At 69.6% G+C, this 14,867-nt stretch carries 11 protein-coding genes; 5 read left to right on the top strand and 6 right to left on the bottom strand.

Annotation, left to right across the window (positions count from 1 at the left end; translation table 11 throughout):
* Window positions 1-251 precede the first annotated feature (251 nt).
* From ABCR94_RS18505 to ABCR94_RS18490, 4 genes are all read left to right on the top strand, one after another.
* On the top strand, window positions 252-914 hold the full coding sequence (locus ABCR94_RS18505) for a helix-turn-helix transcriptional regulator (RefSeq protein ID WP_283520055.1): 663 nt from the start codon (window positions 252-254) through the stop codon (window positions 912-914).
* A 78-nt stretch (window positions 915-992) separates the two neighbouring features.
* Window positions 993-2,297 carry an HRDC domain-containing protein gene (locus ABCR94_RS18500; RefSeq protein WP_347120459.1) on the top strand — a complete coding sequence of 435 codons (1,305 nt, stop codon included), beginning with the start codon at window positions 993-995 and terminating at the stop codon, window positions 2,295-2,297.
* 199 nt (window positions 2,298-2,496) lie between these two features.
* Window positions 2,497-3,717 carry a thiolase family protein gene (locus tag ABCR94_RS18495; RefSeq protein WP_347120458.1) on the top strand — a complete coding sequence of 407 codons (1,221 nt, stop codon included), beginning with the start codon at window positions 2,497-2,499 and terminating at the stop codon, window positions 3,715-3,717.
* The gene (locus ABCR94_RS18490) at window positions 3,714-5,846 is read left to right on the top strand and encodes a 3-hydroxyacyl-CoA dehydrogenase NAD-binding domain-containing protein (RefSeq protein WP_347120456.1); all 2,133 of its coding nucleotides are present in this window, start codon (window positions 3,714-3,716) and stop codon (window positions 5,844-5,846) included. The genes ABCR94_RS18495 and ABCR94_RS18490 overlap by 4 nt, the downstream gene beginning before the upstream one ends.
* 85 nt (window positions 5,847-5,931) lie before the next feature.
* On the opposite strand, the gene ABCR94_RS18485 is transcribed toward ABCR94_RS18490, so the two are convergent.
* Window positions 5,932-7,041, bottom strand: coding sequence for a DUF8189 domain-containing protein (locus ABCR94_RS18485; protein WP_347120742.1), 1,110 nt, complete (start codon window positions 7,039-7,041; stop codon window positions 5,932-5,934).
* Window positions 7,042-7,139: 98 nt separating this feature from the next.
* On the opposite strand from ABCR94_RS18485, the gene ABCR94_RS18480 reads away from it, so the two are divergent.
* Window positions 7,140-7,538, top strand: coding sequence for a PIN domain-containing protein (locus ABCR94_RS18480; RefSeq protein ID WP_347120455.1), 399 nt, complete (start codon window positions 7,140-7,142; stop codon window positions 7,536-7,538).
* A gap of 80 nt (window positions 7,539-7,618) precedes the next feature.
* On the opposite strand, the gene ABCR94_RS18475 is transcribed toward ABCR94_RS18480, so the two are convergent.
* The 5 genes from ABCR94_RS18475 to ABCR94_RS18455 form a co-directional block, all read right to left on the bottom strand.
* Complete coding sequence (locus ABCR94_RS18475) at window positions 7,619-9,124, bottom strand: amino acid permease (RefSeq protein WP_347120453.1); 1,506 nt, start codon at window positions 9,122-9,124, stop codon at window positions 7,619-7,621.
* Window positions 9,125-9,356: 232 nt separating this feature from the next.
* Complete coding sequence (dxs, locus tag ABCR94_RS18470; RefSeq protein ID WP_347120452.1) at window positions 9,357-11,276, bottom strand: 1-deoxy-D-xylulose-5-phosphate synthase; 1,920 nt, start codon at window positions 11,274-11,276, stop codon at window positions 9,357-9,359.
* 190 nt (window positions 11,277-11,466) lie between these two features.
* A complete protein-coding gene (locus ABCR94_RS18465) occupies window positions 11,467-12,762 on the bottom strand; it encodes a sugar ABC transporter permease (RefSeq protein ID WP_347120451.1) in 1,296 nt (431 codons plus the stop codon).
* The gene (locus ABCR94_RS18460; protein ID WP_347120449.1) at window positions 12,759-13,547 is read right to left on the bottom strand and encodes an ATP-binding cassette domain-containing protein; all 789 of its coding nucleotides are present in this window, start codon (window positions 13,545-13,547) and stop codon (window positions 12,759-12,761) included. Before ABCR94_RS18460 ends, ABCR94_RS18465 begins: the two co-directional genes overlap by 4 nt.
* Before the next feature lie 191 nt (window positions 13,548-13,738).
* Window positions 13,739-14,836, bottom strand: coding sequence for a sugar ABC transporter substrate-binding protein (locus ABCR94_RS18455; RefSeq protein WP_347120740.1), 1,098 nt, complete (start codon window positions 14,834-14,836; stop codon window positions 13,739-13,741).
* Window positions 14,837-14,867 lie beyond the last annotated feature (31 nt).

Raw genomic sequence — 14,867 nt, 5'->3', positions numbered from 1 at the left:
CGCGCCTTCGGGCGCGCCCTTATCCGTGCCCGAAGCACTTCCGGGACGCTTCCGCCGCGTTCGCATCGCGTTCCCATTTCTTCACATGATCGATCACGCGTCTGAATTGCCCGAATTGTTACTCACTAAATCGTGATCTTCCCCTAAAGGAGAGCGGCACTGCTGCCGAAGAGGTCATTGACCCTTCCAGCACGGTTCGCCCCGGCTTCATCCCCGAGCCGGCCCGTCCGCCACTCCCCCCAGGAGGCCTGGTGTCCGTTCTCCTCGAGCAGCCCGCAAGCCTGGTCGCCTACCGCCCGAACAAGCCGACGGCCATGGTCGTCGTAGCCGACCCGCGCGTCCGCTCCACCGTCACCCGCCACCTGTGGGCCCTTGGAGTGCGCGACGTCATCGAGGCTTCGTCCATCGCGGAGGCACGCCCTCGCATCGGCAACCCGCGCGACATCTGTGTCGCCGATGTCCACCTGCCCGACGGTTCCGGGCTGACCCTGCTGTCCGAGACCCGGGCGGCGGGCTGGCCCAACGGCCTCGCCCTCTCCGCCGCCGATGACATCGGCGCCGTACGCAACGCCCTCGCGGGCGGCGTGAAGGGCTATGTCGTCACCGGTACCCGCACGAACATCGGGCACCCCAACCGCCCCGGCGCCGCCCCCATCGGCGCCGCGGCAGCACGGATGCACCGTCGCCCCCCGGGGTCCCCGAGCCACCCGGGCGGCTATCGCGAGCTCTCCGGCCGTGAGGTCGAGGTGCTGCGGCTGGTCGCGGAAGGCCAGTCCAACAAGGCCATCGGCGTCTCGATGGGACTGTCCGCACTGACCGTCAAGAGCCACCTCGCCCGCATCGCGCGCAAGCTCGGCACGGGCGACCGCGCCGGCATGGTCGCGGTGGCTCTGCGGACCGGAATCATCCACTGACCGGTTCGCAACCCTCCAGCGCCCGCCGACGGAACGTTCCGTCGGCGGGCGCTGTCCATACACAGATACCCTTTACACGTGACCGACGCCCAAGAGACGACCGCAGCAGAGCCAGACCTGCGAACCCCCGGGGACCAGCGGCCGCTGCCGCCGGCGTCGCAGCCCCCGGTCGACGTCGAACCGGCGCCGATTCCCTTGTTGGAGCCCCGCGAAGGCATCCCCCCGGTGGTGACCACCGCCGAAGCACTTGCCGAAGTGGTCGCGGCGTTCGCCGCGGGCACCGGACCTGTCGCCGTCGACGCCGAACGGGCGTCCGGCTACCGCTATGGCCAGCGGGCCTATCTCGTACAGCTGCGCCGTGAAGGCGCGGGCAGTGCGCTCATCGATCCGGTCGGCTGCCCCGACCTCTCCACCCTCGGCGACGCCCTCGCCGACACCGAGTGGATCCTCCACGCGGCCACCCAGGATCTCCCGTGCCTGCGTGAAATAGGCATGGTTCCGTCCCGGCTGTTCGACACTGAACTCGCCGGCCGGCTCGCGGGCTTCCCTCGCGTGGGCCTGGGCGCGATGGTCGAGTCCGTCCTCGGATACGCCCTGGAGAAGGGCCACTCCGCGGTCGACTGGTCCACCCGCCCCCTTCCCGAGCCCTGGCTGCGCTATGCGGCGCTCGATGTCGAGCTCCTCGTCGACCTGCGGGACGCGCTGGAGAAGGAGCTCGACCGGCAGGGCAAGCTGGACTGGGCCCACCAGGAGTTCGACGCGATCGCTTCGGCCCCACCCGCCCCTCCCCGCAAGGACCCCTGGCGGCGCACCTCGGGGATGCACAAGGTGCGGCGCCGCCGTCAGATGGCGATCGTGCGCGAGCTGTGGAACGCCCGGGACAAGATCGCCCAGCGCCGCGACGTGTCGCCGGGCAAGGTCCTCAGTGACACCGCGATCGTCGAGGCCGCCCTCGCCGTGCCGCTGGACACCCAGACCCTGACCGCGCTGCCCGGCTTCGGCCACCGCATGGGCCGCCGGCAGCTCGATCAGTGGCAGGCCGTGGTCGACCGGGCCAGGGCGCTGCCGGACCTGGAGCTCCCGCAGCCGGGGCAAGCCATGACGGGCCCGCCCCCGCCGCGTTCCTGGGCGGACAAGGACCCGGCCGCCGCGGCCCGCCTCGCGGCGGCGCGGGCGGCGGTCACGGCTCTCGCCGAGGAGCTGAACATGCCCCAGGAGAATCTGATCACCCCGGACACGGTGCGCCGGGTGTGCTGGGAGCCGCCGGCGGACCCGGCGCCGGAAGCCGTCGCGGCCTCGCTGGCCTCGTACGGCGCACGGCAGTGGCAGATCGACCTGGTCACGCCGCTGCTGACGACGGCGCTCGCCGCCGCCGCCGCCTGACCGCGCCCCGACCGCTCTGAGCCCCACGGGCCGCCTCCCCGGAGGCGGCCCGTGGGGTTTTCCGCGTGTGACGTTCGACGCTCCCGCCGTGGGGGGTGGGCAGCCTGGTTACCCGCAAGTAGCATGGCGGTACGCAGCACGCCTTCGCGGCGTGCCGTGCGTGCAGCAGTGCCACCCCGTTCCCTGGAGGAGAGCCATCGTGCCTCGTACCGTCAGGGACGTCGTCTTCGTCGACGGCGTCCGCACCCCGTTCGGCAAGGCGGGCCCGAAGGGCATCTACCACGAGACCCGCGCGGACGACCTCGTCGTCAAGTGCATCCGGGAGCTGCTGCGCCGCAACCCGGATCTCGACCCCGCCCTCATCGACGAGGTCGCCCTCGCCGCGACCACGCAGATCGGCGACCAGGGTCTGACGCTGGGCCGTACCGCCGGCATTCTCGCGGGCCTGCCCACCACCGTCCCCGGCTACTCCATCGACCGCATGTGTGCGGGCGCGATGACCGCCGTGACCGCCATCGCGGGCGGCGTGGCCTTCGGTGCGTACGACATCGCCGTCGCCGGCGGTGTCGAGCACATGGGCCGCCACCCCATGGGTGAGGGCGTCGACCCGAACCCGCGGTTCGTGTCGGAGAAGCTCGTCGACGAGTCCGCCCTCTTCATGGGCATGACCGCCGAGAACCTGCACGACCGGTTCCCTGCCATCACCAAGCAGCGCTCCGACGAGTACGCCGTCCGCTCCCAGGAGAAGGCCGCCAAGGCCTACGCCGACGGCAAGATCCAGGCCGACCTGGTGCCCGTCTCCGTACGCCGCACCAACCCGGACGTCGGCGAGACCGGCTGGGGTCTGGCGGTGTCCGACGAGCCGATGCGCCCCGGCACCACGCTGGAGAACCTGGCCGGACTCAAGACGCCGTTCCGCCCGCACGGCCGGGTCACCCCGGGCAACGCCGCGGGTCTGAACGACGGTGCGACCGCCTCCCTGATCGCCGCCGAGGACGTGGCGCGCGAGCTGGGACTGCCGGTCAAGATGCGCCTGACCTCCTACGCCTTCGCGGGCGTCGAGCCCGAGGTCATGGGCATCGGCCCGGTCCCGTCGACCGAGAAGGCACTGGCCAAGGCCGGTCTGTCCATCTCCGACATCGGGCTGTTCGAGGTCAACGAGGCCTTCGCCGTACAGGTGTTGGCCTTCCTCGACCACTACGGCATCGCGGAGGACGACCCGCGCGTCAACCAGTACGGCGGCGCGATCGCGTTCGGCCACCCGCTGGCCTCGTCGGGCGTACGCCTGATGACGCAGCTTGCGCGGCAGTTCGAGGAGCAGCCGCACGTCCGGTACGGCCTCACCACCATGTGCGTCGGTTTCGGCATGGGTGGATCGGTCATCTGGGAGAACCCGCATTTTGACGGAGGCAACAAGTGAGCACCACTACCGCTGAGCTTCTGAAGGGCGCGGCCGAGCTGTTCCCCGGCGAGGTCGTCACGCAGGCGCACGTGCGCCACATCGACCTGCCCTCCAACGGCGGGCGCTTCGCGCTCATCACGTTGGACAACGGCCTGGACCACACCAAGCCGACCACCTTCGGGCCGCAGTCGCTGGGCAACCTCGACCGCGCCATCGACCAGGTCGAGAAGGAGGCGTCCGAGGGCACGATCGTCGGCATCGGCATCACCGGCAAGCCGTTCATCTTCGCGGTCGGCGCCGACCTCAAGGGCGTGGAGCTGCTGAAGCGCCACGAGGACGCGCTGGCCATCGGCAAGGGCGGCCACGACGTCTTCCGCCGCCTGTCCGGCCTGGCCGTCCCCACCTTCACGTACTACAACGGTGCGGCGATGGGCGGCGGCGTCGAGGTCGGCCTGCACTGCTCGTACCGTACGGTGTCCTCCGCGCTCCCCGCCTTCTCCCTCCCCGAGGTCTTCCTCGGGCTGGTTCCGGGCTGGGGCGGCTGCGCGCTGCTGCCGAATCTGATCGGCGCGGACCGCGCGGTTTCGGTCATCATCGAGAACTCGCTCAACCAGAACAGGCAGCTCAAGGGCAAGCAGGTCTTCGAGCTCGGGATCGCGGACGCGATCTTCGAGGGCGCGGACTTCCTGGAGCAGTCGCTGATCTGGACGTCCGCGGTACTGCGCGGCGAGCTCCAGGTCGCACGGCCGGAAATCGACCGCGGCGACGCCTGGGACCAGGCCGTCGCGCGCGGCAAGGCCATCGCCGACTCCAAGGTGCACGGCGCGGCCCCGGCGGCGTACCGCGCACTGGAGATCATCGCGGCGGCGAAGGATGGCGACCTGAGCGCCGGCTTCGACGCCGAGGACGCTGCCCTGGCGGACCTGATCATGGGCGGCGAGCTGCGCAGCGGCATCTACGCCTTCAACCTGGTCCAGAAGCGCGCCAAGCGCCCGGCCGGTGCGCCGGACAAGGCGCTGGCCCGCCCGGTCACCAAGGTCGGCGTCGTCGGCGCGGGCCTGATGGCCTCGCAGCTGGCGCTGCTCTTCCTGCGCCGCCTTGAGGTCCCGGTCGTCCTGACGGACATCGACCAGGAGCGCGTCGACAAGGGTGTGGGCTACGTCCACGCCGAGATCGACAAGCTGCTCGGCAAGCGCCGCATCAACCAGGACAAGGCCAACCGCTACAAGGCCCTGGTCACCGGTGTGCTGGACAAGGCCGACGGCTTCTCCGACGCCGACTTCGTCATCGAGGCGGTCTTCGAGGAGATCGGCGTCAAGCAGCAGGTGTTCGCCGAGGTCGAGGCCGTCGCCCCGGCGCACGCGATCTTCGCCACCAACACCTCCTCGCTCTCGGTCACCGAGATGGCGTCGAAGCTCAAGCACCCCGAGCGGGTCGTCGGCTTCCACTTCTTCAACCCGGTCGCGATCCTCCCGCTCCTGGAGATCGTCCGCGGCGAGCAGACCGACGACGCCGCGCTGGCCACGGCCTTCGGTGTGGCCCGCAAGCTGAAGAAGACCGCGGTCCTGGTGAAGGACGCCCCGGCGTTCGTCGTCAACCGCATCCTCACCCGCTTCATGGGCGAGATCCAGAACATCATCGACGAGGGCACCCCGGTCGAGGTCGCCGAGAAGGGCATCGAGCCCCTCGGTCTGCCGATGTCCCCGCTGGTGCTGCTTGAGCTGGTCGGCCCTGCCATCGGTCTGCATGTCTCCGAGACCCTGAACCGCGCCTTCCCGGAGCGCTTCACGGTCTCCGAGAACCTGGCCGCTGTGGTCAAGGCCGGCAAGCGCGGCTTCTACCAGTACGACACGGGCGCGCCCGTGCTGGACCCCGAGGTCGCGGCGCTGCTCAAGCAGGGCGACAAGGTCCTGACCGCGGACCAGGTCCGCACCCGCGTCCTGGACGCGGTGGCGCAGGAGATCGGCCTGATGCTCGACGAGGGTGTCGTGGCCGAGGCCCAGGACATCGACCTGTGCCTGATCACGGGCGCCGGCTGGCCCTTCCACCTGGGCGGCATCACGCCGTACCTGGACCGTGAGGGTTACTCGGAGCGTGTGTACGGCAAGAAGTTCCTGGCGCAGGGCGTGGCGAGCGTCCCCGCGTAACGCCTGACGGACATGCGGAACGGGCCGTACGGATTCTCTCCGTACGGCCCGTTCGTATGTTCCGCCGGTCTACGGCACCTTGCTCTCAGACGCGGGTCCAGGCCGCCAGGGCCAGGCCCGTCTCGGGCTTCTGACGGGCCACCTGGAGCCCGCCGTCCGCGCCGATCACCGCCATGACCACGCGGCCCTTCGCGTCCACCGCAAGCGCCGGGGCGCCCAGGCACTCGTCGCCCGTTTCCGTCCACCACACGCCCTCGGCCTCGGCCTGCGTGACGCAGGCCGCCAGGACGGGGCGGTCGTCGCTGCCTCGGTGGGCCAGGACCGTGCAGTCGTGGCCGTCGATCGCGGTGCGCAGGGCCGCGAGAGGGCCGTCGGACGGCGTGCCCCCCAGCGGGACGGTGTCCGCGCCGGGGCGGTGTGCGGTGATGCCCTTGGAGGCCGCGTCGTTCCAGTAGTACGTGACCGCGCCATCGGCGGTCCCCAGACCCGTGACGGTGCCCGCCACCGGGCCGAGCACGATGTCCTCGGCCTGCTTCAGCTCACCGCCCGGCTTCTCCTGCGTCCAGCGCAGCGCCCTGCCGTCCGCGGCGGCCAGCACCTCCACCGTGCCGGTGGCCGTGGCCACCGCCGCCGGGGCGTCCTGGGTCTTGCTGCCGCGCAGGTCCTTCCAGCTCTCCCACTTGCCGTTCGCGGCCTGCCTGCGCATCTGCACGCCGCCGCCCGCGTTGCGGACGAAGACATGGACCGAACCCGCCGCGTTGACAGTGACGGCCGGGACGCCTATGCGCGGAACGCGGTCCGCGTCCGTGTACGGGTTGCCGAGGGAGAACCAGGCGGTCAGTGGGCGGCCCGTCTGGTACTGGATCGCGTGCACGATGTCGACGGCAGGACCCTTCTGAACGGCCTTCCCCTTCCGGCGGCGGCCGATGAGGTGCACATAGCCGTCCGGGCCCTGGGCCAGGACCAGATGCTCGATGCCGGGGGCCGGGAAGAAGTCGGGGCCCGACCAGTCGGGGCCGCCCGGATCGGTCTCCGTCCAGCGCAGCACCCCGCCCGGGGTGGGCGCGTACGCCGTGAGCCTGTCGTCCTTGCCGCGCAGCAGCCAGCGCGCGGACCGGGGACCGGTCGCCGCCGGGGTGCCGGACTGTGGCGGCGGAAGCTCTCGCTCGGACTTGCCTGCGGCCCGCGGCCTCATTGGCGTCACGCCAGCCTTCCGTACATCGACGCTTTCTGCTTTCGAACAAGCATAGCGTTTTGGCTGGTAGCGGCCGCTACGCATGCCACGCTGATGGTATGAGAACTCTGGTGATCGTGGACGCGGCGAATGTCGTCGGGTCCGTCCCGGACGGCTGGTGGCGCGACCGGCGCGGGGCGGCCGAACGACTGCGGGACCACCTCCGGACGTACGCCGAGCAGGGCGTCCCGGGCCACCCGGGCCCCCTCGACATCGTCCTCGTCGTCGAGGGCGCGGCCCGCGGCATCGACTCCGTGCCCGGGGTGCGGGTCGAGTCCGCGCCCGGCAGCGGGGACGACCGGATCGTCGAGGTGGTGGTGGAGACGGGGGCGAGGCCTGTTCTCGTCGTCACCGCCGACCGGGAGCTCAGACGACGGGTGGAGGTGTACGGCGCACAGTGCGCCGGGCCGCGCACCGTGCGGCCCGTGAGGGGCGACGAGGGCGACGGGCGTACGTAGCCGCGCACGGCATCCGGCCCCGCTGTCCGCATCGAGCGGGACCTGCGGGGCCGGGTGCACTCCGGGCAAATCAGCTGCTGTCAGCGGGACTTGCGGCTCATCCGGCTGTGGCTGCGCCCGTACGCGAAATAGATCACGAAGCCGAGCAGCATCCAGATGGCGAACCGCAGCCAGGTCTCGGCGGGAAGGTTGAGCATCAGCCAGACCGAGGAGGCCACCGAGAGGATCGGGACCAGCGGCACCCACGGGGTGCGGAAGGAGCGGTGCAGCTCGGGCCTGGTCCGGCGCAGCACGATCACGCCGAGGGCGACCACGACGAATGCGAAGAGCGTGCCGATGTTCACCAGCGTCGCGAGTTCGTCGATGCTGGTGAAACCCGCGACGATCGCGATGATCACGCCGAGCAGGATGGTCGGGCGGTAGGGCGTGCCGAACCGCGGGTGCGTGACGGAGAAGAACCGCGGCAGGAGCCCGTCGCGGCTCATCGCGAAGAACACCCGGGTCTGCCCGAGCAGCAGGATCAGGCACACCGTGGTCAGGCCGATCGCGGCGCCGAAGCTGATGACACCGGCGTAGAAGGGATGCCCGGTGGCCTTGAAGGCGTCGGCCAGCGGGGCGCTCACCGACAGTTCGCTGTAGTGCTGCATGCCGGTGACCACGATGGACACCGCGACGTAGAGCACGGTGCAGATCACCAGCGAGCCGAGGATGCCGCGCGGCATGTCCCGCTGCGGCAGCTTCGTCTCCTCGGCGGCGGTGGCGACGACGTCGAAGCCGATGAAGGCGAAGAAGACGACGGACGCGGCGGTGAAGATGCCCATGACGCCGAAGTTGGTGGGCTCGTAGCCGAACAGCAGCTGGACCATGGGCGCGTCCATGCCCGCTCCGGCGGGCTGCTTCACGGCGTCGGGGATGAAAGGCGTGTAGTTCTTCGTGTCGATGAAGAAGGAGCCCGCGATGATCACGATCAGCACCACGGTCACCTTGATGGCGACCACGATCGCGGTGATCCGGGCGGACAGCTTCATGCCGATGACCAGGACGACCGTGAGCAGCAGCACCAGCACGAAGGCCAGGATGTCGAAGCCGAAGCCGTCCGCCACGTCGGTCCCGGAGAGCACTTCGGGCATCTGCCAGCCGATGTTGTCCATCAGCGAGCGGACGTAACCCGACCAGCCGACCGCCACCACGGCCGTGCCCAGCGCGAATTCGAGGACCAGGTCCCAGCCGATGGTCCAGGCGACCAGCTCACCGAGCGAGGCGTACGAGAAGGTGTACGCGGAGCCGGCCACCGGGACGGTGGAGGCGAACTCGGCGTAGCACAGGGCCGCGAGGGCGCAGACGATGCCCGCGGCGACGAAGGCCAGGGCCGTCGCGGGGCCCGCGGTCTCCTTGGCCACCTTGCCCGTGAGGACGAAGATGCCGGTGCCGATGATGACCCCGACGCCGAAGACCGTCAGGTCGAGAGCGGAAAGGGTTTTCTTGAGCCCGTGCTCGGGTTCCTCCGTGTCGAGGATCGACTGTTCGACCGTCTTGGTCCGGAACACGCCGTCTCCGGCTGGGCCCGGGTCCTGCTGCGTACTCACCGGCGTACCTCCGCGTATCGACCCCCGCCCAACCTGAAATGAGCGAGTTCCACCCATGATCGGAGCGAATCGGGGCGCCCACGCGTGCCGCCGCCCGGTACCACTCCACAGTTGACCCTTTCGGGGGACCCAGAACGGCACACCTGGCACAGGAGAGGCAGAAAAGAGAGGCCGGGCCCGGAGCGTGCTGCTCCGGGCCCGGCCCTCTCGGTACGTGTTGCCGCTTCGCGCGTCAGTCGCGCGCGACCTCGGCCGTCGCGTCCGCCAGGCGGCCGTCCAGCTTGGCCACCAGACCCGTCACCTGACGGGCGATGTCCGGCGCGGTGAGCCCGATCTCGGCCATGACCTCCTTGCGGGTGGCGTGGTCGAGGAAGCGCGACGGGATGCCGAAGTCGCGCAGCGGTACGTCGACTCCCGCGTCGCGCAGCGCCTGGGCGACGGCGGAGCCGACACCGCCGGCCCTGCTGTTGTCCTCGACGGTGACGACGACGCGGTGCTGCTCGGCGAGCGGCGCCAGCGCCTCGTCGACCGGCTTGACCCAGCGCGGGTCGACGACGGTCGTCGAGATGCCCTGGGCGTCGAGCAGGGCGGCGATCTCCAGGCACATGGGCGCGAGCGCGCCGATGGAGACCAGCAATACATCGGGCCGCTCGGCGCCGGCGTCCGCGTTGCGCAGGACGTCCATGCCGCCGACCCGGCCGACGGCCTGCACGGCGGGGCCGACCGCGCCCTTGGAGAAGCGCACCACGGTCGGGGCGTCGTCGACGGCGACGGCCTCGCGCAGCTGGGCGCGGAGCTGGTCGGCGTCGCGCGGGGCCGCGATCCGCAGGGTCGGGACGCACTGCAGGATCGACATGTCCCACATGCCGTTGTGCGAAGCGCCGTCGGTGCCGGTGACGCCGGCCCGGTCGAGGACGAAGGTGACTCCGCACTTGTGCAGGGCCACGTCCATAAGGACCTGGTCGAAGGCGCGGTTGAGGAAGGTGGCGTACACCGCGAAGACCGGGTGCAGACCGCCGGTGGCCAGGCCCGCCGCGGACACCGCCGCGTGCTGCTCGGCGATCCCGACGTCGTAGATGCGCTCGGGGAAGGCCTGCTGGAACTTGTGCAGGCCGACGGGCTGGAGCATCGCCGCGGTGATCGCCACGATGTCCTTGCGCTCGTGGCCGAGCTTGAGCATTTCCTCGCCGAAGACCGAGGTCCAGTCCATGCCGGAGGCGGCGATGGGCAGGCCGGTGTCGGGGTGGATGGGGCCGACGGCGTGGAAGCGGTCGGCCTCGTCCTGGACGGCGGGCTTGTAGCCGCGGCCCTTCTCGGTGAGGCAGTGCACGATGACCGGGCCGCCGAAGCGCTTGGCGCGCAGCAGCGCCGACTCCAGGGCCTCCAGGTCGTGGCCGTCGATCGGGCCGACGTACTTCAGGCCGAGGTCCTCGAACATGCCCTGCGGGGCGATGAAGTCCTTGAGGCCCTTCTTGGCGCCGTGCAGGGTCTCGTAGAGCGGGCGGCCGACGACCGGGGTGCGCTCCAGGAAGTCCTTGCCTCGGGCCAGGAAACGCTCGTAGCCGTCGGTGGTGCGCAGGGTGGCCAGGTGATTGGCGAGGCCGCCGATGGTCGGGGCGTACGAGCGCTCGTTGTCGTTGACCACGATGACGAGCGGGCGGTCCTTGGCGGCGGCGATGTTGTTCAGCGCCTCCCAGGCCATGCCGCCGGTGAGCGCGCCGTCGCCGATGACCGCGACGACGTGGTCCTCCTTCGCCAGCACCTCATTGGCCTTGGCGAGGCCGTCGGCCCAGCCCAGGACCGTGGAGGCGTGCGAGTTCTCGATGACGTCGTGCTCGGACTCGGCGCGCGAGGGGTAGCCGGACAGGCCGCCCTTGGTGCGCAGGCCGACGAAGTCCTGACGGCCGGTGAGCAGCTTGTGCACGTACGACTGGTGCCCGGTGTCGAAGAGGACCTTGTCCTTCGGGGAGTCGAAGACCCGGTGCAGCGCGATCGTCAGCTCGACGACGCCGAGGTTGGGGCCCAGGTGTCCGCCGGTCTTGGCGACCGCGTCGACCAGAAAGGACCGGATCTCTGCGGCCAGCTGTTCCAGCTGCTCCGGGCCGAGCCTGTCCAGATCGCGCGGTCCCGTGATGCGGGTCAGCAGAGCCACCCGTGCCTCCTTGCAGTTGAACTGTCTGGCTTGCCGGTCTGCCGAGTCTAATGTTCCGCTCGCGACCGCGGACGGCGGGCGGTGCGTTCTGTGTCACTCGGGCGGCCTACAAGCGGTCATACAAGCGGCCGTACACGCAGGCGTGCCCGGCACCGGTGTTCGGTGCCGGGCACGCCTGCGGTTTCGCGGTTCAGGCGCGGCCCGCGGTCTTCTGGGTCTTGCGCGTGACGGAGTCGATCACAACGGTGGCCAGCAGTACGCCACCAGTGATCATGTACTGGACGGGGGTGGCGATGCCTTCGAGCGCCAGCCCGTACTGGATGGACGTGATCACCATGACGCCGAGGAGCGCGTTCCAGGTGCGACCGCGGCCACCGAAGAGGCTGGTGCCGCCGATGACGGCCGCGGCGATGACGTTCATCAGCAGGTCACCGGCGCCGGCGCCCTGGTTGGCCGCGGCGATCTTGGAGGCCCAGAACAGGCCGCCGATGGCCGCGAACATGCCGGCGATGGCGAAGACCGAGATCCGGACCATCTCGACGTTGATACCGGCACGGCGGGACGCCTCGACGCTGCCGCCGAGTGCGAAGACCTTGCGGCCGTAAGTGGTGCGGCGGAGCACGAAGTCCGTAAGGACCAGCACGACCAGGAAGAGCACGACGGCCAGCGGGGTGCCCTTGTACTGGTTGAACATGATCGCGGCGGCGAAGGCCACGATCGCGAGCAGGACCGTGCGCAGCACGATCTCGCTGAGCGGCCGGGACGGGATACCGGCCGCGTTGCGGCGGCGGCTGTCGGTGTACGACGAGAAGAAGAACGCCGCCACCGCGACGACAGCGAGGCCGTAGCCGGCCGCCACATCGGTGAAGTAGTACGTGGTCAGCTGGCCGATCAGGCCATCGCCGTCCAGGTTGATCGTGCCGTTCTCACCGAGGATCTGGAGCATGAAGCCCTGCCAGAACAGCAGGCCGGCCAGGGTGACGGCGAACGCGGGGGCGCCGATCTTGGCGAAGAAGAAGCCGTGGATCGCGCCGATGAGCGCACCGCCGGCAATGGCGGCGAGCAGCGCGAGCCACTCGTTGACGCCGTTGGTGACGCTGAGCACCGCGACGATCGCGCCGGACACACCACTGACCGCGCCGACCGAGAGGTCGATCTCGCCGAGCAGCAGCACAAAGATGACGCCGACGGCCATCATGCCGGTGGCGACCATGGTCACCGAGATGTTGTTGAGGTTCTGCGCGGTCAGGAAGTTGGAGTTCAGTCCCTGGAAGATCGCGCAGATGATGATCAGGCCGACGACCACGGGGATCGAGCCGAGGTCACCCGCGCGCATCTTGCGCTTGAACTCCGACAGATAGCCGGCGAAGCCCTGCTCGCGGACGAGCAGTCGCGGGTCGACGGCGGTGAGCGCGTCGGCCGCGGGGGCCGGTGCGTCGACGGGGCCCGGTGCATCCTCGGGGCCCGTGGTCTTCTTGGTGCTCACTTCTGGGCCTCCCCATTGCGCGCCGCACGACGGGTCACGGCGTTCTCCGTGGCACCTGTGATGGCGGAGATGATCTCTTCCTGCGAGGTGGTCTTCACATCGAAGACACCGTTGTTCCGGCCCAGCCGGAGCACGGCCACCTTGTCCGCGACGGCCTTCACATCGGCCATGTTGTGGCTGACGAGGATGACCGCGTGGTTGCGCTCGCGCAGCCGCTCGACGAGGTCGAGGACCTGGGCGGTCTGCTCGACGCCGAGGGCGGCGGTGGGCTCGTCGAGGATGACGAGCTTGGGCTCACCGAGCATCGAACGCGCGATGGCCACCGTCTGGCGCTGGCCACCGGAGAGCGAGGCGATCGGGATGCGCACGCTGGGGATACGGATCGAGAGCGTGGTCAGCAGCTCTCGGGCGCGACGCTCCATCTCGACCTCGTTGAGGACGCCGCGCTTGCGCAGCTCCCGGCCGAGGTAGAGGTTGCCGACGACGTCGAGGTTGTCGCAGAGCGAGAGGTCCTGGTAGACGGTCGCAATGCCAAGGCCCTGGGCGTCGTGCGGCTTGTTGATCGCCACGGACTTGCCTTCCCACTCGATGACTCCGTCATCGATGGGGTGCACACCGGCAATGGTCTTGACCAGTGTGGATTTTCCAGCGCCGTTGTCGCCGACAAGGGCGACCACTTCGCCGGCGTGGACCTCAAGCTCTACGTCGGTGAGCGCCTGGACGGCACCGAACCGCTTGGAGACCCCTCGCAACGCCATTACGGGCGTAGCGGACACTTGAACCATCTCCTTCGCCGCCTGACCGGCGGGGATGCCGCGCCGGGGTGGGGCGCGGAGGCTGAGCAGAAACGAACAATACGGGCAAGGTGTTCTGTCCGGTGCCCCGCCAGTGCGGCGGGGCAGTTGAAGGCGGGGCACCGGACAGGCTTGAACGGTGCGTAAGTCCCTTGCGGGGCAGGGGACTTACGACCAGTCGGTTACTTCAGGCCGAGCTTGTCGCACGCGGCCTTGTACTTCGGCGTGCAGATCTCGGCGAGCGTGTAGATGCCGTCCTTGAGGACGGTGTCCTGGATGTTGTCCTTGGTGAGCGAGACCACCGGGATGATCTTGCTCGGGACGGCCTTGGCCGAAGCGCTGTCGACCTTGTCCGAGGCGAAGGAGTCGAGCTTCTCGCCCCTGGCCAGCTTGACAGCCATCTCGGCGGCGGCGGTGGCCTCGATCGCGTACGGCTTGTAGACGCTCATGAACTGCTCACCGGCGATGATGCGCTGCACGCCGGCCAGCTCGGCGTCCTGGCCGGTGACCGGCGGGAGCTTGGTGATGCCGGCGGCCTTGAGGGCGGTGATGATGCCGCCCGCCATGCCGTCGTTCGCCGAGTAGACACCGTCGATCTTGTCCTTGCCCAGGGCGGTGATCGCACCGTCCATGTTGGCGTTGGCGTTGACCGGCTTCCATTCCTTGGTGTCGTAGCTCTTGCCGATCTTGACCTTGCCGTTGAGCTCGGACAGCGCGCCCTTCTTGAAGAAGGCGGCGTTCGGGTCGGTGATGGCGCCATTCATCATGACGATCTGGGCGTCCTTCTTACCGCCCAGCGCCTCCAGCAGCGCCTTGCCCTGCACGCGGCCGACCTCTTCGTTGTCGAAGGAGGTGTACGCGTCGATCGGGCCCTCGGCGAGGCGGTCGAAGGCGACGACCGGAATGTTCGCGTCCTTGGCCTTCTGCACCGAGTTCTTGATGGCCTTGGCGTCCACCGCGTCCACGATGAGCGCGTCGACCTTGTTCGTGATCATGGTGTCGACCTGCTGGTTCTGGGTCGACGCGTCCTGCTTGGCGTTGGCGTAGACGACCTCGCCCTTGCCGCCGGTCAGTTCCTTGACCTTCTTCTCGATCTGCGGCTTGTCGAACTTCTCGTACCGCGCCGTCTCGTTCTCCGGGAGGAGCAGACCAATCTTGAGATTGTCGCCCTTCTTCTCCCCGGAGTCCTTGGTCTTGTCGCCGGACTCCTTGGCACTGCCACAAGCGGCAAGAGAAACGGCCATAGCGGTGGCGGCCACGGCCACGGCGGCACGACGCATCTGCGTGTTCACTTCAGAAACCTCCCTGACG

It is taken from the genome of Streptomyces changchenzhani, assembly GCF_039766235.1.
Lineage (GTDB): Bacteria > Actinomycetota > Actinomycetes > Streptomycetales > Streptomycetaceae > Streptomyces.
This window is presented reverse-complemented; position numbering and strand designations above follow the sequence as displayed.